Raw genomic sequence first — 22,768 nt, 5'->3', positions numbered from 1 at the left:
CGAGGACACCAACTCCTTTCGACCCAACGCATGGTATTCCCGCGAGGGTGGGGATCCATAAGGCGGGACGCTCGATCCCCTGGCGCTGGACTGATGCATTCCCGCCTTGGCGAGCCCGCTGTGACCATCGCTCGGCGCCAGACCGTCACCCCGGCGCAGGCCGGGGCCGGGTGGTTACCCGGGCGTGCCGGTGCGACCGAGTGCCGGATCGCCGGTTGCGTCTGGTCAACATGGCGGCCCCGGCCTGCGCCGGGGTGACGAGGGGGGGTAGCGCGACGTTCGCAGAGATCCCGCCTTTGCGGCAGTGACGCGTGGGGGTGTGGCCCGTCCCGGCCACGCGGGAAGCACAGACAGGGCACGGACGCCCGCGAGCTCGCAGGAGAACATCATGAAATGGTTCGGCTGGAAAGCGGCCGGTCGCGAGGAATCGCGGCCGGCGCTCGATCGTGCGCGCTCGCGGTTTGCCAGCGCTATGGGGGGCGAGGTTCCGCGCTCCTATGCCGCACAGGTGCGGTCGCTGTATCTGGGCAATGCGATCGCGCAGCGGGCGGTGCGGCTGATCGCGGAGGGGATCGGGGATGCGCCGCTGCTGGGCGCGCCCGAGATCGTCGCGCTGGTCCGGGCGCGCTCGGGCGGGCAGGCGCTGGGCGGGACGGTCGCGGCGCAACTGCTGCTGCACGGCAACGCCTATGTGCAATTGCTGACCGATGCGCGCGGCGACGTGGTCGAGCTGTTCGCATTGCCGCCGGAGCGCGTGACGGTCGAGCCCGATGCGGCGGGATGGCCGGTGGCCTATCGCTACGCCGTCGGGGACCGGATCGTCCGGCTGATCGCGGACGATCCCGCCGGGCGGCCGCAGATCGTCCACATCAAGGGGTTCCATCCGCTCGACGATCATTATGGGCTCGGATGCCTGGCGGGGGCGGCGGGGGCGATCGCGTTGCACAATGCGGCGGCGGCGTGGAACACCGCGCTGCTCGCCAATGCCGCGCGGCCGTCGGGTGCCCTGCTGTATGATCCGGCGGACGGATCGACCCTGTCGCGCGAACAGTTCGACCGGCTGCGCGCCGAAATGGAGGCGGGTTTTGCCGGCGTGGGCAACGCCGGACGGCCGATGCTGCTGGAGGGGGGGCTGAAGTGGCAACCGCTCAGCCTGACCCCCGCCGACATGGATTTCACAAGCATGAAGGCCACCGCGGCGCGCGAGATCGCGACGGCCTTCGGCGTGCCACCGATGCTGCTGGGGCTGCCCGGAGACGCTACCTACGCGAACTACAAGGAGGCGAACCGCGCCTTGTGGCGGCTGGCGATCCTGCCGCTGGCGGGCGCGATCCTCGCCGCCTTGTCGCAGGCGCTGGGCGGGTGGTTCGAGGCGCCGGCGCTTTCAGTCGATCTCGATCGCATCACCGCGCTGGCGGAAGACCGCGAGCGGTTGTGGACGCAGGTCGGGGCAGCGGACTTCCTCAGTCCCGAGGAGAAACGCGCGATGCTCGGCATCGCGCCGGTTGGTGTGGGAGATGCGTAATGAGTGGTGCATTGCTGGCGCAGTTGATCGCGCAAGGGTCGAGCGAGGGTGCCGACCTGACGACGCTGCGGGCGATCGCGGAGGAGGCGGGCGAAGTGTCCGCCACGCGCGCGCTCGCGCGGCTCGGGCTGGACGATGGCGCGGCGCCCAAGGACATGGCGGAGCTGCGCGAGCTGCTGGGCGCGTGGCGCGACGCCAAGAAGCGCGTCTGGAAGGCGGTGCTCGGCTGGATCGTGCGGATCGCGGGAGCGCTGCTGCTGACCGGGATCGCGGCGAAGGTGGGTTTCTGGGACTGGGTGAAGTGAGCCTGCGGTTCGCGGGCTATGCCGCGGTGTTCGACCGGGTCGATCGCGGCGGGGACGTGATCCGCGCGCGTGCGTTCGCGGATCTGGCCGCCGCGTCGGTGCCCTTGCTGTGGCACCACCGCGGCGATCCGGTCGGCGTGGTCGAGCGGGTCGTTCCCGATACGCGCGGGTTGCGCGTGATCGGGCGGATCGACGACGCCGCGCTGGCCGGGATGGTTCGCGCCGGGGCCGTGTCGGGTCTGTCGATCGGCTACCGCGTCCGGGCCGGCGCAGCGACGCGGACGGTGCGCGAGCTGACCGCGCTGGACCTGATCGAGGTGAGCCTGGTCGCGCAGCCGATGCAGCCGCTCGCACGGGTGCACGCGATCGCCGGCTGACGCCTTTCTATGTCCGCAGTTTTCTTGCCCGGCGGCGGTGTCGTCCGGGTGTCTTGGCGTGGGAGAATGACATGACCGATCAAACGATGGATGCCCTCGAAGCCAGTTTCGATACCCGCGAGATGGGGGGAGTCGTGACCCGGCCGGTTCTGGCCGGTGGTGCCGCGACGGCCGGTCCCGGCTTCTCGGCGTTTCTGCGCAGCGGCGCGGCGGTCGAGTTGAAGGCCTTTACCGGGCTGACCGGTGATGCCGGCGGCTATGCGATCCCGGCCGAAATCGACGGGGTGATCGACGCGACGCTGACCGCGATCTCGCCGATCCGGGCAATCGCGAACGTCGTCAAGGTCGGTTCCGCCGGGTATCGCAAGCTGGTGACGACGGGCGGAACGCCATCCGGATGGGCCGCCGAAACCGACCAGCGGCCGGGTACGGCGACGCCCGTGTTTACCGAAATCGCCCCGCCGATGGGGGAACTCTACGCCAATCCCAGCGCGAGCCAGGCCATGCTCGACGACGCGGCGTTCGATGTCGAGGCGTGGCTTGCACAGGAGATCGCGCTTGAATTCGCGCGGGCCGAGGGGAGCGCGTTCATCAACGGATCCGGCGTCAGCCGGCCCAAGGGCTTCCTGCAGGCCCCGATCGCCGCGACCGCCGACGCGGCCCGCGCCTTCGGCACGCTGCAATATCTGGCCAGCGGCGTTGCGGGCGATTTTCCGACGACCCCGCAGGATCGGCTGATCGATCTCGTCTAGGCCTTGCGCGCGCCCTATCGCCAGGGCGCGGTCTTCCTGATGAATGCGACGACGCTCGCGCGGATCCGCAAGGTCAAGACGACGGACGGACAATTCCTGTGGAGCCCCAGCCTGAGCGGCGCAACGCCGGGAACGTTGCTTGGCTATCCGGTGATCGAGAGCGAGGACATGCCCGACATCGGCGCGAACAGCCTCTCGATCGCGTTCGGCAACTTCAAGGCCGGCTATCTGATCGCGGAACGACGCGAGACCGTGATCCTGCGCGATCCCTATACCAACAAGCCGTTCGTCAATTTCTACGCGACCAAGCGGATCGGCGGCTGCGTGTCGAACAGCGAGGCGATCAAGCTGATGAAGTTCGCCGTTTCCTGACAGGCGCTGGCGGCCGGGGAGCGGCCCCCGGGGCGGGGCTCGGAGGAGGGGATCGCGTGCCGGCCGCCGCGATCGTTTTGCGAAGGAATCAAGATGATCGACGGGAATGGGCCGGGCGTGGTGACGCTCGGGGCGGGGGATCGTGCGCTTGCGCTGGTGGCGGTCAAGGCGGTGCTGCGCGTGGCGAGCGATACGGAGGACGACCTGCTCGTCGCGTTCGTCGAAACGGCGCTGGGGCTGGCCGAGCGGTTCCTCGGGCAAGTGACGATCGCACGGACGATGCGCGCGTGTTTCGCGCCGGCCCGCGGCTGGCAACGGATCAGCGCGGCACCGGTACGGGCGATATCGGTGGTGGAGACGCGCGCCGGGACGCCGCTCGACCCGGCCGGTTATGCGATCGACATCGATCCGCGGGGGGACGGTTGGGTCCGCGTGATCGATCCTGCGGCGGACGAGGTCGTGCTGGGGTTCGATTGCGGGCTGGCGGCCGACTGGCCCGGCTTGCCCGGCCCGATCCGGCAAGGCGTCGTCCTGCTCGCCGCGCACCTGTTCGTTGCGCGCGAAGGCAGTACGCCGCCGCCGCTCGCGGTGACCGCGCTGTGGCGACCGTTCCGGCGGATCGCCGTGATCGCGGGAGACCATCCATGCTGACGATGGTCGAACAGCGCGGCGATGCGATCGCGGCCGCGGCCGCGGATCGCGCGCGGCGCCGCGTTGCCGCCGCCTTGCGCGCGGCGTTGCCCGGCATTCTCGTGGAGATCAGCGGGGCGGAGATCGTGCTGGTCGGGCGGATCGCGCCCGACGATCCGCGCTTGCGCTGGATCGGGAGCCTCGTGCGATGAGCGCCGAACGCACGCTGCAGGCCGCGGCGCTTGCCGCGTTGCGCGCGGTCGCCGGGCTCAACGGCGTCTTCCTCGGGCCGCCGGTCCGCGCGACCGCGCCGTTTGCCGAACTCGGCGACCTGATCGCGATCGACTGGGGCACGAAGGACCTGGCCGGGCGCGAGATCCGCCTGCTGGTGACGCTCCGCGATGCCGCCGAGGGGCCGGAGCGGATCGAGACCCTCGCGGCCGGAGTCGGCGCCGCGATCGAGGCGATCCCGCGCGACCTGCCCGGCTGGAGACTCGCGAGCGTGGTGCTGGCGCGTCTGCGGATCACGGGCGGCAGCCCCGGCCAGTGGAGCGCGAGCGTGGACTATCGGATCCGGATGATGGAGGCTTTATGAGCGTGGAACGAGGCAGCGCCTTCTTGTTGAAGGTGGGGAACGGCGCGACACCGGTCGTTTATCAGACCGTTGCGGGGCTGCGCACGACGCAGTTGAGCATCAATGGCGCGCTGGTCGCCGTGACGTCGAAGGATTCCGGCGGCTGGCGCGAGCTGCTGTCGGGCGCGGGGGTGCGCAGCGTCACGGTGTCGGCGGCCGGGGTCTTTACCGGGTCGAGCGCGGAAACGCGGATCAAGGCGAGCGCTCTGTCGGGCGTGCTCGACGATTATCGGCTGAGCTTCGAGAGCGGCGAACTGCTGAGCGGCCGGTTCCTCGTGACGCGGCTCGACTACGCCGGGGATTATAATGGCGAGCGCAGCTATACGATCAGTCTGGAGAGTTCCGGACCGGTGGTGGCGGCATGAGCGCCAATCCCGTGCGCGGCGAGGCCGAGTTGCGCGTTGCCGGCGAACGCATCGTGCTGCGGCCGAGCTTTGCCGCGCTGGTCGCGGCCGAGCGAGAACTCGGGCCGTTGTTCGCGCTCGTCGAGCGCGCGGCGGCGGGGTCGCTTGCGCTCGGCGAGATGGTCGCGCTGTTCTGGCACTGCCGCCAGGATGCGCCGGAGGCGATGACGCGCGAGGCGCTGGGGGACAGCGTCGTACGCGCTGGGCTCGCCGCAGCCACGCCGGTGCTGCGCGTCCTGCTCGGCCAGATCCTGGCGGGGCGGTGATGGAGCGGTTTGCCGATGTCAGCGCGCGGCTCGCGGGACTGGCCGGGGCCGTGCTGGGGTGGAGCCCGGATACGTTCTGGCGCGCGACCCCTGCGGAACTGGCGACGGTGGTGACGGTGCTGACGGGCGGGGCGAGCGGCATCGCGCCGCCCGATGCCGCGACGATCGCACGCATGCAGGAGGCCTTTCCCGATGGAGGATGAGATCGAGCGCCTGGTGGTCGGCGTGCGCGCTGATACGGCGGGATTTGCGCGGGACGTCGATACGATGCGTGCGTCGCTCGATGGTCCTTTTACGGGCGGCGTGGATCGGGCCGGCCGCGCGATCGAAACCGCGCTGGGCAAGGCGCTGCAGACCGGATCGGTGGGGTTCGAGGACTTGCGCAAGGTCGCCCTGTCGGTGCTCGACGATATCGCCGGGGCGGCGCTGCGCAATGGCCTGAACGCGCTGTTCGGCGGGGGCGATGCCGGCGGGGGTGGCGCGACCGGTCTGCTCGGCGCCTTGTCCGGCCTGGTCGGGGGGGCGCCCGGGCGGGCGACCGGCGGCCCGGTATCGCCTGCGCGGCCGTATTGGGTCGGGGAGCGCGGGCCCGAACTGTTCGTGCCGACCGCGAGCGGCAGCATCGTTGCCGCCGGCGGGGGGCAGAGAGCGCGGGATGTCCGCGTGTCGATCACCGTCCAGGGCGGGACCGATGGCCCCCAGGCGCTCGCGGCGTCGAGCCGTCAGGTGGCGCGCGCGGTCAAGGCGGCGCTGAGCGGACCATAAGGCAACGGTTCCGCGCTGCCGGCTGCGGGCGGTTTGGTGCGGCGGAAAGGGGAAGCGTCATGGCATTCTGGCTTGCGACCGAGCGGACGGTGCAGAGCGAGGGCGTGCTCTCGCGGTTCGATCCGCGCTTCTGGACGGTCAATTTCCCGCGTCCGATGATGGCGGCGGTAACGACGATCGCGCCGGATGCGCTGCGCGTCGATGCGGTGTTCCATACGGCAGGCGATCTCGCCGGGCTGATCTGGGAATCCGAGGACACGCACGATCATCCGCTGCTGCGCTACGAAACCGCGCGCGATTATCGCGGGTGCCGGCTCAGCTTCCAGTGGCGATCGGCGGGGGTGGTGGCACTGGACGCGGTCAACGGGCCGGTCCTGACGATCGAGGGACGCGACGCCGGCGGGGCGGCGCGCGCCTGGTATGTACGGCTGTGGAATTATGCGGAAGGGACGCCAACGTACGCGCAGGTCGCGCTCGACTTCGCCGCGCTCGATGGCGGGTTCGACCTGCCGGGCGAGGCAGACCCGGTGTGGGCGGGCGACATCGACCGGATGTTCGTATCGCTGGTCCCGCCGGGCTATGTCGCCGGGGCGAGCACGCCCGCGCCCGCGCTTCCGCTCCCGGTCGAGGCATGGGTCGAGCTGCGCGGGATGACGTGCGACGGATCGGGCGCGGTGCTTGCGATCGGTGATGGCATCGTGCCCGAGCATGGCCTCGCGATGGCGAGCGGGTATGACGACAGCTACACCCTCACGCCCGCGCGGTTGCTGCGCAACGTGCTGCTGCTCGGCTATCGTGGCAGCATCACGCATTATGTCGGCATGAGCCACTATATGCGGCTCGAGGCGAATGGGGGCGGCTATTACGCCAGCCTGGCGGGCGGGGTCCTGAACGTCGCGGCGGCGGCCTGGCATGCCGATTTCGCGCGGACCGCCCAGGCGCTGGGCTTCGACGTGATCTGGTCGCTCAGCTACGAACTGTTCGACGCCTATTGCTGGGGCGACTGGAAGCAGCGCGCCTGGGACGGCGCGCCCGCGTTGACCGGATGGTCGCCACCCTCCACCCTGTTGTCCCCCGCGCACGCCGGCGCGATGGCGTATCTGCGGACGGTCGCGGCCGCGTTCCTCGGGCTTGCGCTGGCGGCCGGCCTCGCGCCGAAATTCCAGGTCGGCGAACCCTGGTGGTGGGTCATGCCCGATGGCCGCCCCTGCCTGTACGATGCGGCGGCCAGGGCAGCGTTCGGTGGCGATCCGGTGCCGATCGCGACGCTCGCGACCATGACCACTGCCGGCGAACAGGCGCTGCTGGACGCCGCGGGCGTGGTGCTCGCCGCCTCGACCGCAAAGCTGGTCGCGGCGGTGCGCAGCGTTGCCCCGGCCGTACAGACCCATTTGCTGGTGTATCTACCGACCGTGCTGGCAACCGCAATGCCCGACGCACGGCGCGCCAACGTCCCGCTCGGCTGGGCCAGGCCTGCGTTCGACGTGCTGCAACTCGAGGATTATGATTTCGTCGTCGCGGGCAATGTCGCGGCCACCGCGCGCGGGGTTGCGGCGATGCAGGCACGGCTTGGCTACGCGGCCGCAGATACGCATTATTTTTCCGGTTTCGTGCTCCGGCCCGATCAGGTGGCCGACTGGCGTGCGATCGAGGCCGCGGTGGCGGCGGCGCAGGCGCGCGGAACGGGGCGCACCTTCGTGTGGGCGCTGCCGCAGGTGCTGCGCGACGGGTACGTGCATTTCGATCAGGGGGAGGATGCCATGGACGCGTTCGACGACGTGCTGTTCCCGATCGCGCTCGGGCAGGAGGCCGAGGTCACCCCCGGATTTTCCACCGCGATCGTGACGAGCGGTGGCGGTTTCGAGACGCGCAACGCAAGCTGGGGCGAAGCGCGGACGCGGTATGATGTCGGCCCCGGCGTGCGCTCGGAAGCGGATATCGCGACCCTGCTGGCGTTCTTTCGGGCGCGGCTGGGGCCGGCGCGGGGCTTTCGGTTGCGCGATCCGTTCGACGCGTGTTCGGGCGGGGACGTCCCGACTCCGTTCGATCAGCAGATTGGCGTTGGCGACGGGATCACTGCCCGCTTTGCGCTGACCAAGCGCTACGACGACACCACGCGGCGGATCACGCGCCCCGTCGCGGGCAGCGTCCGCGTGGCGGTCGCGGCCACCGAGACGACCGCCTTTTCGGTGGTCGCGGGCGGGTGGGTCGACCTCGACGCGCCACCCGCGGCGGGCGCAGCGGTGTGCGTGGGGTTTCTGTTCGATGTTCCCGTCCGCTTCGCCGAGGATACGCTCAGCGTCTCGCGCGCGACGTTCCTCGCCGGGACGGCATCCCGGGTCCCGCTGATCGAAGTGCGCGAGGCGGGGGCGTGAGCGTTCTCGACGGGCCGCTGACGACGATCGCGCTGTGCTGGCGGATCGAGCGGTGCGACGGGATCGCCTTGGGGCTGACCGATCACGATCGCGATCTGCTGATCGACGGCCTCGTTCACCGGGCCGCCCCCGGCATGACGCCATCGGCGATCCGGCGTGGCGACGGGCTGGATGCCGATACGATGGACATTACCGGCGCGCTGACCAGTGCGGCGATCACCGAGGCGGACCTGCTCGCCGGACGCTGGGACGGCGCGCGAGTCGTGCTGTTCGCGGCGGACTGGACGGGGGCGGATGCGACGCGCGTCCCGCTTGGCCTGGGAACGATCGGCGCGGTCGAAACCCGGCGCGGGGCCTTCACCGCCGAATTGCGCGGTGCCAGCGCCGGACTGGATCGACCGGTGGTCGAGCTGACCTCCGCCGAATGCCGCGCCGAGCTCGGCGACAAGCGCTGCCGTGTCGCGCTGGCCGCGCGTCGGCGGCTGCAGCGCGTGGTGACGGCCAGCGGGCAGACGCTGACGCTGGATGCTTTCGAGCCGAGCGCCAACGCCTATGGCGGTGGCCTGCTGCGCTGGATCGGTGGCGCGAACGGCGGTCTGCGCGCGGCGATCGCGGCGTCGTCGGCGGCCGACGTGACGTTGCGCGGCGAGCCCGCCATGCCGGTGGCCGTCGGCGACCGCGTCGAGCTGATCGAGGGATGCGACAAGAGCCTCGCGACGTGCGCCACGCGCTTCGGCAATGCCGCAAACTTTCGCGGGGAACCGTATCTGCCGGGGATCGACCTGCTGACGCGCTATCCGGGCGCATGACACGCGTCGATGGCGCGGTGGTGGCCGCCGCCCGGGCCGTGCTGAGCGCGCGGTTCCGCCTGCACGGGCGCGATCCCGCTCTTGGGCTCGATTGTGTCGGGGTCGTAGCGGTGGCGGCCCGCGGAGCGGGCTATGACGGCGCGGTGCCCACCGGGTACGCGCTGCACGGGGGCGACGTCGCGCGGGTGCGTGCGCAGTTCGATGCCGCCGGGTTCGTGCCCGCAGCGACCGTGCGACCCGGTGCGATTGCGCTTTTCGACAGTGGTCTCGGGCAATTGCATCTGGCGGTGATCGTGCCTGGCGGGATCGTCCATGCCGATGCCATGCTGCGTCGCGTGGTTGAACGGCCGGGCATGCCACCATGGCCGCTGCTCGGGTGCTGGCACGTGCGCGATAGTCGGGAGGATTGATCGATGGCGACGCTCGTGCTCACAGTTGCCGGCACCGTGATCGGCGGACCGATCGGAGGTGCCATCGGGGCGGCGCTTGGTAGCGTGATCGACCATGACCTGCTGTTCGCGCCCAAGGGACGCGAGGGGCCGCGCCTGTCCACACTCCAGGGTCAGACGTCGAGCTATGGGACGCCGATCCAGCGGATCTACGGAACGATGCGGGTCGGTGGCTGCGTCATCTGGTCGACCGAGCTGATCGAGAGCACGACCAGGAGCAGTAGTGGCAAGGGGCAGCCGAGCCTCACCGCCTACAGCTATTCGGTGTCGTTCGCGGTGGCGTTGTCGGGGCGCCCGATCCTGGACGTCGGGCGGATCTGGGCCGATGGCAAGTTGCTGCGCGGGGCGGATGGCGCTTTCAAGAGCGCGACCGGGTTCCGGTTGCACCGTGGGGACGAGGACCAGGCGATCGACCCGTTGCTCGCCGCGGCCGAGGGGGGCGGGCTCTCGCCGGCGCATCGCGGGGTCGCCTATGCCGTGTTCGAACAGCTCCAGCTCGCGGATTACGGCAACCGTATTCCGTCGCTGACGTTCGAAGTGATCGCCGATGCGGGTCCGGTGAGCATCGGCGCGATCGTCGCCGATCCCTCCGACGACGGGATCGTCGGCGACGGGGCGGCGGGCACGGTGACCGGCTTCGCGGCTTATGGCGACAGCGTCCGCAGCGCGATCGAGCCGCTTGCCGAGGCGAGCGGGACGTGGTTTGCGCCCGCCCCCGGATTGACCGACGCGCGCCTGGTCCAGCGCGGCGGGACAGTCGCCGATCGCGTCATCGACCTGGGCGAAACGATTGCGGACGGCGCCACGCCGGGCGCGGCGGGTCGCAGCATCGCCGCACTGGAGACCGTCGCGCGGCAGGTGGTGGTGTCGTATTACGATCCGGCGCGTGATTTCCAGGTGGGTGTCCAGCGCGCACGGCGGCCCGGGGCGGGCGCGCGCGAAGATCGCGTCGCGCTTGCCGCGGCGGTCGATGCGGGATCCGCCAAGACGATCGCCGAACAGATCCTCGCGCAGGGCGAGGCGGGCCGCGAGCAGCGCACCGTTACCCTGGGCTGGGATGCGCTGGATATCCTGCCCGGCACCTGCGTCACCATCCGGGATGTGGCGGGGGTGTGGCACGTCACGCACTGGGCGTTCGAGCAGCACGTCGTGACGCTGGTGTGTGTCCGCCTCGCGGCGCGAACCGCGGCGGCGCGCGCCAGTCCCGGACGCCTGCTGCCTGCGCCCGATGTGGCAACGGGGCAGACGCTGCTCGTGGTGGCCGAGATGCTGCCGTTCGACGATGTCCTGCTGGCGGCCCCGCGCCTGACGATCATCGCTGCGGGAACCGCGCCGGGGTGGCGTCGCGCGGCGATCCTGTACAGCGTCGATGACGGGGCGCGCTGGGTCAATGCGGGCGCGACGGCCGCACCCGGCGTGATCGGCCGCATCGTCGCCATGTCGTCGGGCGGCAGTGCGGCGCTGGTCGACCACGCGCGATGGATCGAGGTCGACCTGGCGCATGCCGAGATGACGCTGGCCGGCGCGGATCCCGCCGCGCTTGCTGCAGGCGCGAACGTGGCGCTCGCTGGAAAGGAAATGCTCCAGTTCGGCGTTGCGGACCAAGTCGGCATGACCCGCTGGAAACTTTCCGGACTGCTGCGCGGACGCCGCGGCACCGAAGACGCCATCGGGACTCAGGCGCCGGGCGACCCCTTTGCCGTGCTGACCCCGGAAAGCGCGACTACCCTGGACCTGACGCTGGCAACGCTGGGCAGCCCCGTCCGTCTGCTCGCGACCGGGCCAGGGGATCTGGCCGGCCCGGCAAGCGCCGTGCTGACCCCCGACGGTGCGTCGATCGTACCGCCATCCCCCGTCCAGCTCGATCTGCGCGAGATCGGGAATGGCGATGTTGCAGTGCAATGGGTGCGACGCAGCAGAACTGGCTGGCAATGGACCGACGGCGTCGATGCCCCGCTGGGCGAAGAGCGGGAAGCCTATCGCGTCACGATCGGCGACGAAGCCGGTGTCTTCCGCAGCGTCTCGGTGACCAGCCCGACCCTGCTGCTACTCGCCGCGGAGCGCGCAAACGGAACCGTGGTTGCCGTCCGCCAGGTCGGGACCCATGGCGAATCCCGCCCTGCACGCCTGGCGGTTCCCGCCTGGATCACCTGAAGGAGACGGTCATGAACGACCAGACGACCACGCGGCTTGCCTTGCCATTCCTGCAGTCGGGGCAAGCCCAGAAGGAACTCACGCACAACGAGGCACTCGCGCTACTCGACATCGCGGTACAGCCGATCGTCGAGGCCGTCGGCCTGTCCACCCCCCCGGCGGACCCGATCGCGGGGCAATGCTGGATCGTCGGCGCCAACCCCCTGGGCGCGTGGGGCGGAAAGGCGGATGCGCTTGCCGGCTGGACCGATGGCGGATGGCGTTTCGTAGCCGCGACGGAGGGAATGTCTGCGTGGAATCGCAACGACATGACCGTTACGCGCTATGTCGGCGGACGATGGGAGATCGGTCTGGTTCGCGCGGACCAGCTGGTGATTGGCGGGGTGCCGGTGGTCGGTCCGCGCCAGCCGGCCGTCGGAGCCCCGATCGGAGGCGATAATATCGATGGTGTTGCCCGACAGGCGATCACTAATATTTTGACCGTTTTACAAAGGCATGGCCTCGTTTTTCCGTAACGCGGAAGGGGGTGTTGCTGTGGCAATTCGGCAACAGATCCGGGCATTTGTTCGCTTGCGCGGAAACCTTCTGTTGGGTAGGGAGTTTGCGCTGTCCGAGTGACAACCAGAAGAAGGGGTTTTTTTATGCGGAAGCTAGCCGTTGCCATGGCGCTTGCGACCACTGCTCTCGCCACACCTGCCCTCGCCCGCGATAATTCGTGGTACGTCGGCCTCGAGGGTGGCGGCATGATCGTGGAAGATATCAAGTTCAACATCGCTGGCGTCAACAACGCCGGTAACGTCGATCACCACTACGGCTACGATGTCGATGGTACGATCGGTTACGACCTCGGCATGTTCCGCCTTGAAGCCGAAGTCGGCTACAAGTCGGCATCGGTCGATGCATATCGCTCGTCGGTCACGACGCCGTCGGGCACCGCAGGCAGCAACTTCGCTGCAGGCACGTACAATGGCGCGGCTGGCCGCACCTCGGCACTCAGCTTCATGGTCAATGGCCTGCTCGACTTCGGTGACGATGACGGCATCCAGGGCTTCGTCGGCGGCGGTGTCGGCGTTGCACGCGTGAAGGGTCGCTACGAGATCGCTCCGAACTCGCAGTTCCTGAACGACAGCGACACGACGTTCGCCTACCAGGGTCTGGCCGGCGTCCGTGCGCCGATCACCAACCACATCGACGCGACGCTGAAGTATCGCTTCTTCACCGCCGACAAGGTTCGCCTGGTCGACGTGTCGGGCCGTCAGTTCGACGGCAAGTTCCGTACGCACAGCCTCCTCGGCGGCTTCACGTACAACTTCGGCGAGCCTGCTGCTCCCCCGCCGCCGCCGGAGCCCGCTGCTCCGCCGCCCGCTCCGGAGCCCGCAGCACCGCCGCCCCCGCCGGCACCGGTCTGCTCGCCTGGTCCGTTCATCGTGTTCTTCGAGTGGGACAAGTCGGACGTTACGCCTGAGGCAGCCGGCATTCTCGACAACGCGATCGCCCAGTACCAGAACTGCGGTAACGCACGTGTCATGCTCGCAGGTCACACCGACCGTTCGGGTTCGGCATCGTACAACGTCGGCCTGTCGCAGCGTCGCGATGACTCGGTCCAGGCTTACCTGACCGCGCATTCGATCCCCGCTGGCGTGATCACCTCGGAAGCGTTCGGCGAGAGCCGCCCGCGCGTCGAGACCGCAGACGGTGTTCGCGAAGTGCAGAACCGTCGCGTGGAAGTCACGTACGGTCCGGGTTCGGGCAACTAAGCCTGAAGCCTTCGGCAAGAAAAACGGGGAGATCGGCTATCGCCGGTCTCCCCTTTTTTTGTCGATCGAAGATGGCGCGCCGATCCCGCTGTTCGGCAACATGGGGGCGCTGTCATTTTGTCTTTGATCGGCTACAGGGAAGGCGACGAGGCGTGCCTTGCCCGGCCCCTGATGGCCGGCGATCACGGTAGCAAAGTGGTTTCAGGGGATTTGTGATGCGGATTACGATGATCGGATCGGGCTATGTCGGCCTGGTTTCCGGGGCGTGCTTCTCGGATTTCGGCCATGACGTGATTTGCGTCGACAAGGACGCGTCGAAGATCGCCGCGCTCGAGGCGGGCCGCATGCCGATCTTCGAACCGGGCCTGGACACGCTGGTCGCCACCAACGTCGCGGCGGGCCGGCTGACGTTCACTACCGACCTGCACGCCGCCGTGCGCGGGGCGGATGCCGTATTCATCGCGGTGGGGACGCCGTCGCGCCGTGGCGACGGCCATGCCGACCTGACCTACGTCTTTGCAGCGACCAGGGAAATCGCCGAGGCGATCGACGGGCCGGTCGTGGTCGTGACGAAATCGACCGTTCCGGTCGGCACCGGCGACAAGGTCGAGGAAATCCTGCTCGAGCAAGCGGGCGACTTCCCGATTGCAGTGGTCTCCAACCCCGAATTCCTGCGCGAAGGCGCGGCGATCGGCGACTTCAAGCGTCCCGACCGGATCGTGATCGGAACCGAGGACGAGCGCGCCAAGGGTGTCATGCGGGAAGTGTATCGTCCGCTTTATCTGAACGAAAGCCCGATCCTCTTCGTCGGACGTCGCACATCCGAACTGATCAAATATGCCGCGAACGCCTTCCTGGCGACCAAGATCACCTTCATCAACGAAATCGCCGACCTGTGTGAAGCAGTCGGCGCCAATGTCCAGGATGTGTCGCGGGGCATCGGGCTCGACAAGCGGATCGGGTCGAAGTTCCTTCACGCCGGTCCCGGCTATGGCGGGTCGTGCTTTCCCAAGGACACGCTAGCGCTGCTAAAGACTGCCGAGGATTATGAAACCCCGGTGCGGATCGTCGAGGCGGTCGTTCAGGTCAACGACAACCGCAAGCGCGCGATGGGCCGCAAGGTGATCAAGGCGCTGGGCGGCGAGGCCAAGGGCAAGACGGTCGCGATCCTCGGCCTGACGTTCAAGCCGAATACCGACGACATGCGCGACGCACCGAGCCTGGCAATCGTCCAGAGCCTGCTCGACGCTGGCGCCACGGTTCGCGCGCATGATCCCGAAGGCATGGAGCTCGCCAAGGCGATGATGCCGGCCGTGACCTATTGCCGCGATGCGTATGAAGCGGCGTCCGGCGCGGATGCGATCGTCATCGTGACCGAATGGGACATCTATCGCGCGCTCGACCTGCGACGCCTCGCCGCAACCATGGCGGCCAGCGTGATGGTCGACTTGCGCAACGTCTACCCAGCGGCCGACGTTGAGCGGGCGGGCTTTGCCTATAGTGCCGTTGGGCGCTGACCGTCAGTCGGGTTCCGCCGTGGCGAGCGCCGCTGCCAGCCATGGTGGAACCAGCGCGTCGCCGAGCGCCTCGACGCGGCGCAATTCGACCATCCGCTCCAGCGTGGGATACACGCTGCGAGTGCGATCCCCCGGCTCGGCGAGCGGGGCGACCACGAGCCGTCGATTGACCTTTGCACGATGATGCATGCGGGCGGTGTTCTCCTGCCCGGTATAGCAGCCCTTGGTGAAGCTGACTCCATTGAGCTCCCGCGCATTGGCTTCGAGCCACAGCGTCTGGTCGCTGCCCAGTTCGCCCTGGCCTTCGGTCACGCCCAACGACAGGCGATGCTCCAGCCAGCCGGCGGCCGGCGCGCTCGCGGCCCCCAGCCAACGGTAGCCGAGGTCGGCGAGGCGTGGATCCGTGACGCCGTCGCCGGGCTCGAGTGACCAGTGGACCGCCCCCGCCACCGGTTCGATCGTGATCGCCCGCCGCAGACGATACAGGGAAAGCCGCTTGGCGAGCGCTTCCGCCGCGCTGGCTTCGCAATCGATCAGGATGGCGTCGTCGTCCGCCCACAGGAGGAAATCGAACAGTGCCTTGCCTTGCGGCGTCAGCAGCCCGCCCCAGCGCGGCGTCGCAGCGTCCAGGGTCGCGACGTCCTGCGTGATCAGCCCCTGCAAAAATCCGCGCGGATCGTCTCCGGCGACGCGCAGCAGCGCGCGATCAGACAGCATCGTGCCGCGCGACGTGGCAGGGGATCGTGCGGGAAGGGTGGTTTCGGTCATGCCAACGAGATAGGACGCCCCATGGCTTTGCATAAGAGGCGGTGATGGCAGCGTACGATCTGATCCTGAAGAATGGCACGGTGCATTTACCGAGTGGCCCGGCGCAAATCGACGTCGGCGTGATCGGCGGCCGCATTGCGGCGCTCGGCGCGCTTGGGGCGGACGATGCCGGCGAAACGATCGATTGCACCGGTCTGGACGTCTTGCCGGGTGTCATCGACACGCAGGTCCATTTCCGTGAACCCGGTCTGGTTCACAAGGAGGATCTGGAAAGCGGCGCGCGGGCGGCGGTGCTGGGCGGGGTCACGGCGGTGTTCGAAATGCCCAACACCAAGCCCAATACCGATTCGGCGGATGCGATCGCGGACAAGCTTGCGCGCGCGCATCATCGCATGTGGTGCGACCACGCCTTCTACGTCGGTGCCACCAACCACAATGCCGCTGATCTGGCCGAGCTGGAACGTCTGCCGGGAACGGCGGGCGTCAAGATCTTCATGGGGGCGTCGACGGGCGACCTGCTCGTTTCGGAAGACGCGCGGCTCGCCGAGGTACTGGCATCCGGCCATCGCCGGGTCGCGATCCATGCCGAGGACGAGGCCCGGATGAACGCGCGCACAGGCGAGCGTATCGCGGGCGACGCCTCGTCGCATCCGGTATGGCGGGATGACGAAAGCGCGTTGTTGGCGACCCGGCGGATTCTCGGACTGGCGCGCGCCGCGCGGCGTCGGATCCATGTCCTGCACGTCACCACCCCGGCCGAACTGGCCTTGCTCGGCCAGAACAAGGACATCGCCAGTTGCGAGGTGACTCCGCAGCACCTTACCCTCGCGGGGGAGGAAGCCTACCCGAGGCTCGGGACGCTGGCGCAGATGAACCCGCCGATCCGTTCGGGCGAGCATCGCGATGGCTTGTGGCATTGGCTGCAGCAGGGTGTCGTGGATATCCTCGGGTCGGACCATGCGCCGCATACGCTCGAGGAAAAGTCCAAGCCTTATCCCGACAGTCCCAGCGGGATGCCGGGGGTGCAGACGTTGTTGCCCTTGATGCTGAACCATGTCGCCGAAGGGCGCACCACCCTGCAGCGCGTGATCGACCTGACGAGTGCCGGGCCGCAACGCGTGTTCGGTCTGTCCGGCAAGGGGCGGATCGCGGTCGGCTATGACGCCGATTTCTCGGTGGTCGATCTGAAGGCGCGCTGGACGATCGAGCAGGATTGGCTCGCATCGCGCTGTGGCTGGTCGCCGTTCACGGGAATGACGGTTACCGGCAAGCCGCTTGGCACGATCGTGCGGGGCCACCGGGTCATGTGGGACGGAACGCTCGCCGATACGGCGATCGGCGAGCCGATCCGGTTCGAAGCGATCGATTTCGGGTGATCGCGACGGGCGGGTGGACCGGCTGACCGGTCCACCCGATCGTTGTTACTTCTTGCCGCGCAGCGTGTTGATCAGCGCGAGGCCGATCGTGCCGACCAGGGCGGCAGTCGCCCACGGCTTGGCCCGCGCGAAATCGCGCGCCTGCTGAACGAGCGGCCCCGGGCCGGCTGCGATGGCATCCTGGACGCCGCCGATCGCCTTGTTGACGCCGCCGGTCACCTGGTCCGCGATGCCGTCGCCCTGAAGCTTCGAGCTGCCGGTCAAATTGCCTGCGGCTTCCTTGATCGAACCGGTGACATTCTGGGCTTCGCCCTTGAGGGTGTTCTCGTTCATCGCTGGGATCCTTTCATACACGGCCATACCGTCAGGGCATGGTTCGGAAGCGCAACGGTTGAAACGCGCGCTGGTGCCATTGAAAAAGGCATGTCTATTTGTCGGTGAACCGTTTGACCTTGACGGGAAGGTCCTTGCCCTTGGTGCGGCGGGAAGGAACCTGGACCGGATGCTTCTTCTTCCATTGCGCAAACGTCATCGGCCCGTCGGGCGTGTCGATCAGGATCTCGTCGGTGGGTTCGGTCATGCGCGCGTCTTTCCGGCGTTGAAGGGCCAGTCGATGACACGTCCGGCGAACAGCGCCCACCAGACGATCACAGGCTGAAACGCAAGACGCGGAATATGGTACCACAGACCGAGGCCACCGGTGCCATGGGCGACATAATCCGCCGCGTGCTTGATGTTGGCGGGATAGACGCAGACGGCATAGGCCGCGAGCAGCGCACCTGCCCACCACCGCAGCCGCGGTACGAACAAGCCGATCGCGCCCGCGATCTCGCAACATCCGGTCGCCAGGATGACCTCAGGCGCAAACGGGACCCATTTCGGGGTAATCCCCAGAAACGGTCCCGGCACGATGACGTGCAGGATCCCCGCAGCGAGATAGATCACGCTCAGGACCGCGCGCAGCACCGGCCGCATCACGGGAGCGACGCCGGTCTGCGCCACGGGATCAGAACGGGAACCACTTCGAGGTCTTGTTGAACTTCATATAGCCGAGATTGACCCCCTGCCGCCAGCCGACCCCCAGACGAATCGGGATCAGCACGGTGTTGCCGCGCCGCAGATAGCTCGCCGCGAATCCACCGACGAAATAGACCCGTCCCTCGGCCGCCGGAAAGCGATGGAACAGCTCGGCCGAATCATAGAGATTGTAGACGAGCACGAACACCTTGTTGGCATCGCCGCCAAGATCGAAGCCGATCGACGGTCCGGTCCAATAGACGGGCTGCTCTCCCTCGACCTTGTGGAACATCGTTCCCTTGCCATACCGCAGCCCGACGACGACGGCGCCCGACGCTTCACGCCCGGAGATATAGGCATTTGGCTCGCCTTGCTCCTTCAACGTGCGCTCGAGGATGCCGGCCAGCCCGGAGGCGCCTTTCCCGAACGTGCCCTCGGCCGCGGCGAGCAACTCGCCTTGCTGGAAGGTCTGGCTCTGCGCCGCCGAGGCATCGGCGCCTGCTCGAGCGCCATCCTGTGCCGCAACGTCGACGGGATTCTGCTGCTGCGCCGGGGCGCCGTTGGCAGGGGGGTCTGGATAGCGCGGGGAAGGCGTGGGCGTAGCCGTGTCCTGCGGATAGGCGTTTTGAGGATAGGGCGGTGGCGCATCCGCGTTTGCCGGATAGGCATTTTGCGGCGCGCCGGTTTGTTGTGACGCCCGCGGGGACGGGCTGGGTGCCCTCGGTGCGGCCTGCGATGGCGCAAGGTCCGAATCGATGCCCTGGTTCGGATCGATCGTCCTAACCTGTGCGCCGAGTGGCGCCGCCGCGAGCGCAAGCGCGAGGATGGTTCCGACCGTCGGAACCGCAAACCAACCCACCCGCATCGTCATTCTCCCCAACTGCATCTCCGATCCTAGCGCGGCATCACATGACGCGACAATGAACACCGCGCCAGCCCGAGTCGATTTCACGTCGGACGACCGCTAAACGCGCTGTTGATCACAGCGAAGAGCGCGGCTATAGAGCCACCTCGCCGTGACCTGGAGACGTGGGTGAGTGGCTGAAACCAACGCTTTGCTAAAGCGTCGTACGGGAAACCGTACCGAGAGTTCGAATCTCTCCGTCTCCGCCACCGGCCGCGCAAGGGTGTGATCGAGTTGTCCGCTTGGCAACGAAACGCCCGGTTCCGCGATGATCGCGCCAGCAGGGCATCATGCCGATCGTACGGATCGATCTTCAGCGTGATGCGGCTGCCAGAGCGCGCCACGACGCTCGTACATCGCGGGGGGTGCCGCCGCGCCGGAATTGGCGGCTGAGCCGTCGGAAGCTGGATTGCCACGGCCATTGCACCAAGATTCGGGAGTGGTGATCGGCACGGTCAGGACGAAGCCGTATCACCAGCCTCCTTGACGCGCCGTGTCCCGTCATCAAGGAATATGGCATGCCAGATTTCAACGCCTTGGTTGCAGCCTGCCTTCTGACGGCCGTGCCCGGCGCTTCCATCGCGCAACGCGGGGGCGCGGCCGATGCGCCGGCTAACAAGGCGCTGATTGCGGATGCCAGGCCACGTGGCGCCGAGCAGGCCAATGTGTGGATACCCCTGGACGTCATAACGCTCGGCACCGAGGCCGAACGGCGGCGTGCCATGTTGGCGCGGATCAGGACCGAGGTCGAAAAGCGCCATTCGACGATCGATCTGGCGGGGCTCGACCAGGTCCTGGCGACGATGAACGCGATTCCGCGCGAGCGTTTCGTCGACAAGCCGCACAGGAAGGCCGCCTATGTGCCCGCCTCGCTCGACATCGGCTTCGGACAGACCATCTCCGATGCCTATATCGTCGCGATCATGACCGTTGCCGCGAAGCTGACGCCCGATGCAAACGTGCTCGATATCGGGACGGGCTCGGGCTACCAGGCCGCGCTATTGAGCCGTCTGGCGCGCACGGTGACATCGGTGGAAATCGTGCCGCAACTGACCAGGCAAGCCCGTACGCGGCTGCAGCGGCTCGGCTACGGCAATGTCGCCGTCCGGCAAGGCGACGGGTTTGAAGGATGGGTGCCGAGCGCCCCGTTTGATGTGATCGTCGTGGCCGCCGGAACCAAGACCGTACCGAAGGCCCTGGTCGACCAGCTCAAGGTCGGTGGTCGGCTGATCATTCCGGTCGGCCCCACCGCGCTCGAAGAAGAACTGCTGGTGCTGACGAAGCTGCCGAACGCGCTCGACGAATGTTCGTTGGGGCCCGCGACCTTCGTCCCGATGACGGGTCGGGTGCGCGCGCTCGACCCGGCGAAGGCCGCCGCGCCGAGATCGAACGTGCGCCTGTGTTTCGGCGCGGCGGTCACGTGATCGGGGCGGCGTCGTCCAGGCGGGACTTCTGCGGATCGATGGCCGCCCGCATCAGCGCTTGAGCAGGCTTTCCGCGGTTTCGAACGCAACGGGTGCCGGGCCGAGCGCGGCAGGATCGGAATAGCTGGCGCGGCCATTCTCGACATGCCCGGCGAGCCGCACGACCTGGCCGTCGGCGCGTATCCTCAGATCGTACCAACCATGGCTATGCGCGAGATCCAGCGCCAGCGTCGCGGTGCCCCCCGGGGCCAGCGTACAGTGGCGCGGCGCGGCACCATAAGCGAGGTCCGTGATCGTCGGTTCGGTCGAACGCGCCGCAAGATTGCGCAGCTGCAACCGTCCCGCGCGATCGAGCATCGGACTGAAGCAGACCGCGTGCGCGGCGAAACGTCGATGGAAGCCGTTTGGCGCGAGGACGAAGAGGTCGTGGCGTCCGGTGGCATCTGGCACCACGTCGCAGATCAGCGACCGTCCGGCGCCGACGGTGTAGCGCCGCGGGACCGCCTCCAGCGCAAGCGCATCGTAGACATGGAATACGGCGGCCTGGGCGGTGCCGGGATTGTCGAGCCGCAACGCCAGTCCCGTGTCGTTCCGCTCGAGGATGGCGGCGAGTCGATACTGCGTCGCGCGACGCCGCCGCACGCCCTTTTCCTGGCGTGGCGCGATCAGTGTCGCGGGCGGATCGGGCCGGGCGAGGGGCAGCCCGCTCGCGCGTTTGGCCAACGCGGCGGTGGCGGGCAGCGTGGGGAAGAATGGCTGGGCGTTGGGCGTCTCGAAATCGAAGCAGCTGGTGAGATCGCCGCACACGGCCCGCCGCCATGCACTGATATTGGGCTCGTGGACACCGAAGCGGGTTTCCAGAAAGCGGATGACGCTGGTGTGATCGAACACGTCGGAGGCGACATAGCCGCCGCGGCTCCACGGCGAAATCGCGTAGAGCGGGACGCGCATGCCGAGACCGTAGGCACGGTGCAGATACGGTGCGTCGGCGGTGCCTTGGGCGTGGATATGATAGTCGTCGTCGACCGGGATCGTCGTCCCGCCGATCATCCGCGTCGGATCGCCCGGGTCGCGCGCCGGTGGGGCGGGTGGCGGGACGTGGTCGAACAGCCCGTCGTTTTCGTCGAAGTTGAGGATGAAGACGGTCCGTGCCCACACCTTGGGGTTGCTTGTCAGCGCATCGAGCACGCGCGCGGTATAATCGGCGCCTTGCAGCGGCGACGATGGCGTTGGGTGCTCCGAATACGCGGCGGGAGCGATGATCCATGACACCGACGGCAGCGTGCCCGCGACGACATCGGCCTTCAGCAGGTCGAGATCCCGCGTCGTCAGCGTGCGGCGGAACAGGTCTGCCTCGGGGCCGGACGTGGCCGCCCGTGCCGCCCGATAGCGCCGGAAACCCGCCAGCGGGTTGTCGGTGAAATTGTCGGCCATGTCCTGGTAGATCTGGAAGCCGACCCCGGCCGCCAGCAGCCGCTCGGGATAGGTCGTCCAGGTATAGCCGCCGTGACCGTGCGGATCCGCGAACGAATCATAACTGTTGTCGATCACCGGCCCATGGCCCTTGCCCGCCGGGTCATTGGTACCGGTCCAGAGGAACAGCCGGTTGGGGTTCGTCCCCATGTGCGTTGCGGCGTGATAAGCGTCGCACAGCGTGAAGGCTTCGGCGAGCGCATATTGGAACGGCAGGTCGGCCCGGGTGAAATAGCCCATCGCATGATTGTGCTTGGCCTTGGTCCAGGCCCCCATCCGGCCATTGTCCCACGCCGCTTGGCTGTCGGGGAAGGTGTGCGGCGTCCCGTCGTGCCGGACCAGCGCAAAATCCTCGTGGGTGTCGAAGTGGAACGGAGCGATCAGCCCGGGCACGCCATCCCGTTCGTTCGGCTGGACGAAGACGGTGCCATCGGATCGATCGCCATGATCGGGCACCGGAATCGCGAAGCGATCGCCAAACCCGCGCACGCCGTTGAGTGCGCCGAAATAGTGGTCGAACGCGCGGTTCTCCTGGGTCAGGATCACGACATGGTCGACATCCATGATCGTCCCGCTGCGCCGGTCGGCTGGAATTTCCAGCGCGCGTGCGATCGCGGGCATGAACGCCGCCGCGGCGCCGCCGGATGCGAGCATCGCGCGGAGAACGGCGCGCCGGTCATAATCGGGAGAGGACATCGCTGAGCTCCTGTCGAAC

Annotated in this window: 25 protein-coding genes, 1 tRNA gene and 1 pseudogene; 21 read left to right on the top strand and 6 right to left on the bottom strand. The window is 68.2% G+C overall.

Annotated elements, in window-relative coordinates:
• Positions 1–388: 388 nt before the first annotated feature.
• The 18 genes and pseudogenes from L8K25_RS15620 (at position 389) to L8K25_RS15535 (ending at position 15,091) form a co-directional block, all read left to right on the top strand.
• Entirely contained in the window at positions 389–1,525 is a 1,137-nt protein-coding gene (locus L8K25_RS15620; RefSeq protein ID WP_242139899.1) for a phage portal protein, read from the top strand.
• Entirely contained in the window at positions 1,525–1,830 is a 306-nt protein-coding gene (locus tag L8K25_RS15615; RefSeq protein ID WP_242139898.1) for a DUF6127 family protein, read from the top strand. Before L8K25_RS15620 ends, L8K25_RS15615 begins: the two co-directional genes overlap by 1 nt.
• Complete coding sequence (locus L8K25_RS15610) at positions 1,827–2,207, top strand: HK97 family phage prohead protease (protein WP_242139897.1); 381 nt, start codon at positions 1,827–1,829, stop codon at positions 2,205–2,207. The genes L8K25_RS15615 and L8K25_RS15610 overlap by 4 nt, the downstream gene beginning before the upstream one ends.
• A gap of 71 nt (positions 2,208–2,278) precedes the next feature.
• Positions 2,279–3,331 (top strand): annotated as a pseudogene (locus L8K25_RS15605) (phage major capsid protein).
• Between the two features lie 93 nt (positions 3,332–3,424).
• Entirely contained in the window at positions 3,425–3,982 is a 558-nt protein-coding gene (locus L8K25_RS15600; RefSeq protein ID WP_242139896.1) for a hypothetical protein, read from the top strand.
• Entirely contained in the window at positions 3,976–4,173 is a 198-nt protein-coding gene (locus L8K25_RS15595; RefSeq protein ID WP_242139895.1) for a hypothetical protein, read from the top strand. Before L8K25_RS15600 ends, L8K25_RS15595 begins: the two co-directional genes overlap by 7 nt.
• On the top strand, positions 4,170–4,556 hold the full coding sequence (locus L8K25_RS15590; RefSeq protein WP_242139894.1) for a DUF3168 domain-containing protein: 387 nt from the start codon (positions 4,170–4,172) through the stop codon (positions 4,554–4,556). The genes L8K25_RS15595 and L8K25_RS15590 overlap by 4 nt, the downstream gene beginning before the upstream one ends.
• Complete coding sequence (locus L8K25_RS15585; protein ID WP_242139893.1) at positions 4,553–4,960, top strand: phage tail protein; 408 nt, start codon at positions 4,553–4,555, stop codon at positions 4,958–4,960. Before L8K25_RS15590 ends, L8K25_RS15585 begins: the two co-directional genes overlap by 4 nt.
• Positions 4,957–5,265 carry a gene transfer agent family protein gene (locus L8K25_RS15580; RefSeq protein ID WP_242139892.1) on the top strand — a complete coding sequence of 103 codons (309 nt, stop codon included), beginning with the start codon at positions 4,957–4,959 and terminating at the stop codon, positions 5,263–5,265. Before L8K25_RS15585 ends, L8K25_RS15580 begins: the two co-directional genes overlap by 4 nt.
• Positions 5,265–5,468 (top strand): phage tail assembly chaperone, encoded by a 204-nt coding sequence (locus L8K25_RS15575; RefSeq protein ID WP_242139891.1) that lies wholly within the window; start codon positions 5,265–5,267, stop codon positions 5,466–5,468. The genes L8K25_RS15580 and L8K25_RS15575 overlap by 1 nt, the downstream gene beginning before the upstream one ends.
• Positions 5,458–6,030 carry a tail tape measure protein gene (locus L8K25_RS15570; protein ID WP_242139890.1) on the top strand — a complete coding sequence of 191 codons (573 nt, stop codon included), beginning with the start codon at positions 5,458–5,460 and terminating at the stop codon, positions 6,028–6,030. The genes L8K25_RS15575 and L8K25_RS15570 overlap by 11 nt, the downstream gene beginning before the upstream one ends.
• Positions 6,031–6,089: 59 nt before the next feature.
• On the top strand, positions 6,090–8,405 hold the full coding sequence (locus L8K25_RS15565) for a DUF2460 domain-containing protein (protein WP_242139889.1): 2,316 nt from the start codon (positions 6,090–6,092) through the stop codon (positions 8,403–8,405).
• On the top strand, positions 8,402–9,214 hold the full coding sequence (locus tag L8K25_RS15560) for a DUF2163 domain-containing protein (protein WP_242139888.1): 813 nt from the start codon (positions 8,402–8,404) through the stop codon (positions 9,212–9,214). The genes L8K25_RS15565 and L8K25_RS15560 overlap by 4 nt, the downstream gene beginning before the upstream one ends.
• Positions 9,211–9,624, top strand: coding sequence for a peptidoglycan endopeptidase (locus tag L8K25_RS15555; protein WP_242139887.1), 414 nt, complete (start codon positions 9,211–9,213; stop codon positions 9,622–9,624). The genes L8K25_RS15560 and L8K25_RS15555 overlap by 4 nt, the downstream gene beginning before the upstream one ends.
• A gap of 3 nt (positions 9,625–9,627) precedes the next feature.
• Positions 9,628–11,817, top strand: coding sequence for a phage tail protein (locus tag L8K25_RS15550; RefSeq protein WP_242139886.1), 2,190 nt, complete (start codon positions 9,628–9,630; stop codon positions 11,815–11,817).
• 11 nt (positions 11,818–11,828) lie between these two features.
• Positions 11,829–12,332, top strand: a complete 504-nt coding sequence (locus L8K25_RS15545) for a DUF2793 domain-containing protein (protein ID WP_242139885.1) — start codon at positions 11,829–11,831, stop codon at positions 12,330–12,332.
• A 126-nt stretch (positions 12,333–12,458) separates the two neighbouring features.
• Positions 12,459–13,574, top strand: a complete 1,116-nt coding sequence (locus tag L8K25_RS15540) for an OmpA family protein (RefSeq protein WP_242139884.1) — start codon at positions 12,459–12,461, stop codon at positions 13,572–13,574.
• Positions 13,575–13,789: 215 nt separating this feature from the next.
• Positions 13,790–15,091, top strand: a complete 1,302-nt coding sequence (locus tag L8K25_RS15535) for a UDP-glucose/GDP-mannose dehydrogenase family protein (protein WP_242139883.1) — start codon at positions 13,790–13,792, stop codon at positions 15,089–15,091.
• Between the two features lie 3 nt (positions 15,092–15,094).
• On the opposite strand, the gene L8K25_RS15530 is transcribed toward L8K25_RS15535, so the two are convergent.
• A complete protein-coding gene (locus L8K25_RS15530) occupies positions 15,095–15,859 on the bottom strand; it encodes a folate-binding protein (RefSeq protein ID WP_242139882.1) in 765 nt (254 codons plus the stop codon).
• A 44-nt stretch (positions 15,860–15,903) separates the two neighbouring features.
• On the opposite strand from L8K25_RS15530, the gene L8K25_RS15525 reads away from it, so the two are divergent.
• Positions 15,904–17,235: a dihydroorotase gene (locus L8K25_RS15525; RefSeq protein WP_242139881.1), complete on the top strand. Its 1,332-nt coding sequence runs from the start codon at positions 15,904–15,906 to the stop codon at positions 17,233–17,235.
• 45 nt (positions 17,236–17,280) lie between these two features.
• Here the strand turns inward: L8K25_RS15525 and L8K25_RS15520 are convergent, their stop codons facing one another.
• The 4 genes from L8K25_RS15520 to L8K25_RS15505 all read right to left on the bottom strand — a co-directional run bounded on the left by L8K25_RS15520 (position 17,281) and on the right by L8K25_RS15505 (position 19,123).
• Positions 17,281–17,568, bottom strand: coding sequence for a CsbD family protein (locus L8K25_RS15520; RefSeq protein ID WP_242139880.1), 288 nt, complete (start codon positions 17,566–17,568; stop codon positions 17,281–17,283).
• Between the two features lie 94 nt (positions 17,569–17,662).
• Positions 17,663–17,815: a hypothetical protein gene (locus L8K25_RS15515; RefSeq protein ID WP_242139879.1), complete on the bottom strand. Its 153-nt coding sequence runs from the start codon at positions 17,813–17,815 to the stop codon at positions 17,663–17,665.
• Positions 17,812–18,210, bottom strand: coding sequence for a DoxX family protein (locus L8K25_RS15510; protein ID WP_242139928.1), 399 nt, complete (start codon positions 18,208–18,210; stop codon positions 17,812–17,814). Before L8K25_RS15510 ends, L8K25_RS15515 begins: the two co-directional genes overlap by 4 nt.
• A gap of 31 nt (positions 18,211–18,241) precedes the next feature.
• Complete coding sequence (locus L8K25_RS15505; protein WP_242139878.1) at positions 18,242–19,123, bottom strand: DUF1134 domain-containing protein; 882 nt, start codon at positions 19,121–19,123, stop codon at positions 18,242–18,244.
• Between the two features lie 152 nt (positions 19,124–19,275).
• Here L8K25_RS15505 and L8K25_RS15500 point away from each other — a divergent pair.
• Together L8K25_RS15500 and L8K25_RS15495 are read left to right on the top strand one after the other, a co-directional pair.
• Positions 19,276–19,365, top strand: a tRNA-Ser gene (locus tag L8K25_RS15500).
• A 309-nt stretch (positions 19,366–19,674) separates the two neighbouring features.
• Positions 19,675–20,580: a protein-L-isoaspartate(D-aspartate) O-methyltransferase gene (locus L8K25_RS15495; protein WP_242139877.1), complete on the top strand. Its 906-nt coding sequence runs from the start codon at positions 19,675–19,677 to the stop codon at positions 20,578–20,580.
• Positions 20,581–20,631: 51 nt separating this feature from the next.
• Here L8K25_RS15495 and L8K25_RS15490 read toward each other — a convergent pair whose 3' ends face one another.
• Complete coding sequence (locus L8K25_RS15490) at positions 20,632–22,749, bottom strand: phospholipase C, phosphocholine-specific (RefSeq protein WP_242139876.1); 2,118 nt, start codon at positions 22,747–22,749, stop codon at positions 20,632–20,634.
• Between the last annotated feature and the right edge of the window lie 19 nt (positions 22,750–22,768).

This window comes from Sphingomonas sp. TREG-RG-20F-R18-01 (assembly GCF_022662475.1).
Lineage (GTDB): Bacteria > Pseudomonadota > Alphaproteobacteria > Sphingomonadales > Sphingomonadaceae > Sphingomonas.
The sequence above is the reverse complement of the archived record's forward strand: the minus strand, read 5'-3'. Positions and strand labels throughout refer to the sequence as shown.

Excerpts from the sequence above, each read along its gene's own strand:
- L8K25_RS15620 (WP_242139899.1), top strand. The coding sequence starts at position 389 with ATGAAATGGTTCGGCTGGAAAGCGGCCGGTCGCGAGGAATCGCGGCCG.
- L8K25_RS15615 (WP_242139898.1), top strand. The coding sequence starts at position 1,525 with ATGAGTGGTGCATTGCTGGCGCAGTTGATCGCGCAAGGGTCGAGCGAG.
- L8K25_RS15600 (WP_242139896.1), top strand. The coding sequence starts at position 3,425 with ATGATCGACGGGAATGGGCCGGGCGTGGTGACGCTCGGGGCGGGGGAT.
- L8K25_RS15595 (WP_242139895.1), top strand. The coding sequence starts at position 3,976 with ATGCTGACGATGGTCGAACAGCGCGGCGATGCGATCGCGGCCGCGGCC.
- L8K25_RS15590 (WP_242139894.1), top strand. The coding sequence starts at position 4,170 with ATGAGCGCCGAACGCACGCTGCAGGCCGCGGCGCTTGCCGCGTTGCGC.
- L8K25_RS15585 (WP_242139893.1), top strand. The coding sequence starts at position 4,553 with ATGAGCGTGGAACGAGGCAGCGCCTTCTTGTTGAAGGTGGGGAACGGC.
- L8K25_RS15580 (WP_242139892.1), top strand. The coding sequence starts at position 4,957 with ATGAGCGCCAATCCCGTGCGCGGCGAGGCCGAGTTGCGCGTTGCCGGC.
- L8K25_RS15575 (WP_242139891.1), top strand. The coding sequence starts at position 5,265 with ATGGAGCGGTTTGCCGATGTCAGCGCGCGGCTCGCGGGACTGGCCGGG.
- L8K25_RS15570 (WP_242139890.1), top strand. The coding sequence starts at position 5,458 with ATGGAGGATGAGATCGAGCGCCTGGTGGTCGGCGTGCGCGCTGATACG.
- L8K25_RS15565 (WP_242139889.1), top strand. The coding sequence starts at position 6,090 with ATGGCATTCTGGCTTGCGACCGAGCGGACGGTGCAGAGCGAGGGCGTG.
- L8K25_RS15555 (WP_242139887.1), top strand. The coding sequence starts at position 9,211 with ATGACACGCGTCGATGGCGCGGTGGTGGCCGCCGCCCGGGCCGTGCTG.
- L8K25_RS15550 (WP_242139886.1), top strand. The coding sequence starts at position 9,628 with ATGGCGACGCTCGTGCTCACAGTTGCCGGCACCGTGATCGGCGGACCG.
- L8K25_RS15545 (WP_242139885.1), top strand. The coding sequence starts at position 11,829 with ATGAACGACCAGACGACCACGCGGCTTGCCTTGCCATTCCTGCAGTCG.
- L8K25_RS15540 (WP_242139884.1), top strand. The coding sequence starts at position 12,459 with ATGCGGAAGCTAGCCGTTGCCATGGCGCTTGCGACCACTGCTCTCGCC.
- L8K25_RS15535 (WP_242139883.1), top strand. The coding sequence starts at position 13,790 with ATGCGGATTACGATGATCGGATCGGGCTATGTCGGCCTGGTTTCCGGG.
- L8K25_RS15530 (WP_242139882.1), bottom strand. The coding sequence starts at position 15,859 with ATGACCGAAACCACCCTTCCCGCACGATCCCCTGCCACGTCGCGCGGC.
- L8K25_RS15525 (WP_242139881.1), top strand. The coding sequence starts at position 15,904 with ATGGCAGCGTACGATCTGATCCTGAAGAATGGCACGGTGCATTTACCG.
- L8K25_RS15520 (WP_242139880.1), bottom strand. The coding sequence starts at position 17,568 with ATGAACGAGAACACCCTCAAGGGCGAAGCCCAGAATGTCACCGGTTCG.
- L8K25_RS15515 (WP_242139879.1), bottom strand. The coding sequence starts at position 17,815 with ATGACCGAACCCACCGACGAGATCCTGATCGACACGCCCGACGGGCCG.
- L8K25_RS15510 (WP_242139928.1), bottom strand. The coding sequence starts at position 18,210 with ATGCGGCCGGTGCTGCGCGCGGTCCTGAGCGTGATCTATCTCGCTGCG.
- L8K25_RS15505 (WP_242139878.1), bottom strand. The coding sequence starts at position 19,123 with ATGACGATGCGGGTGGGTTGGTTTGCGGTTCCGACGGTCGGAACCATC.
- L8K25_RS15495 (WP_242139877.1), top strand. The coding sequence starts at position 19,675 with ATGCCAGATTTCAACGCCTTGGTTGCAGCCTGCCTTCTGACGGCCGTG.
- L8K25_RS15490 (WP_242139876.1), bottom strand. The coding sequence starts at position 22,749 with ATGTCCTCTCCCGATTATGACCGGCGCGCCGTTCTCCGCGCGATGCTC.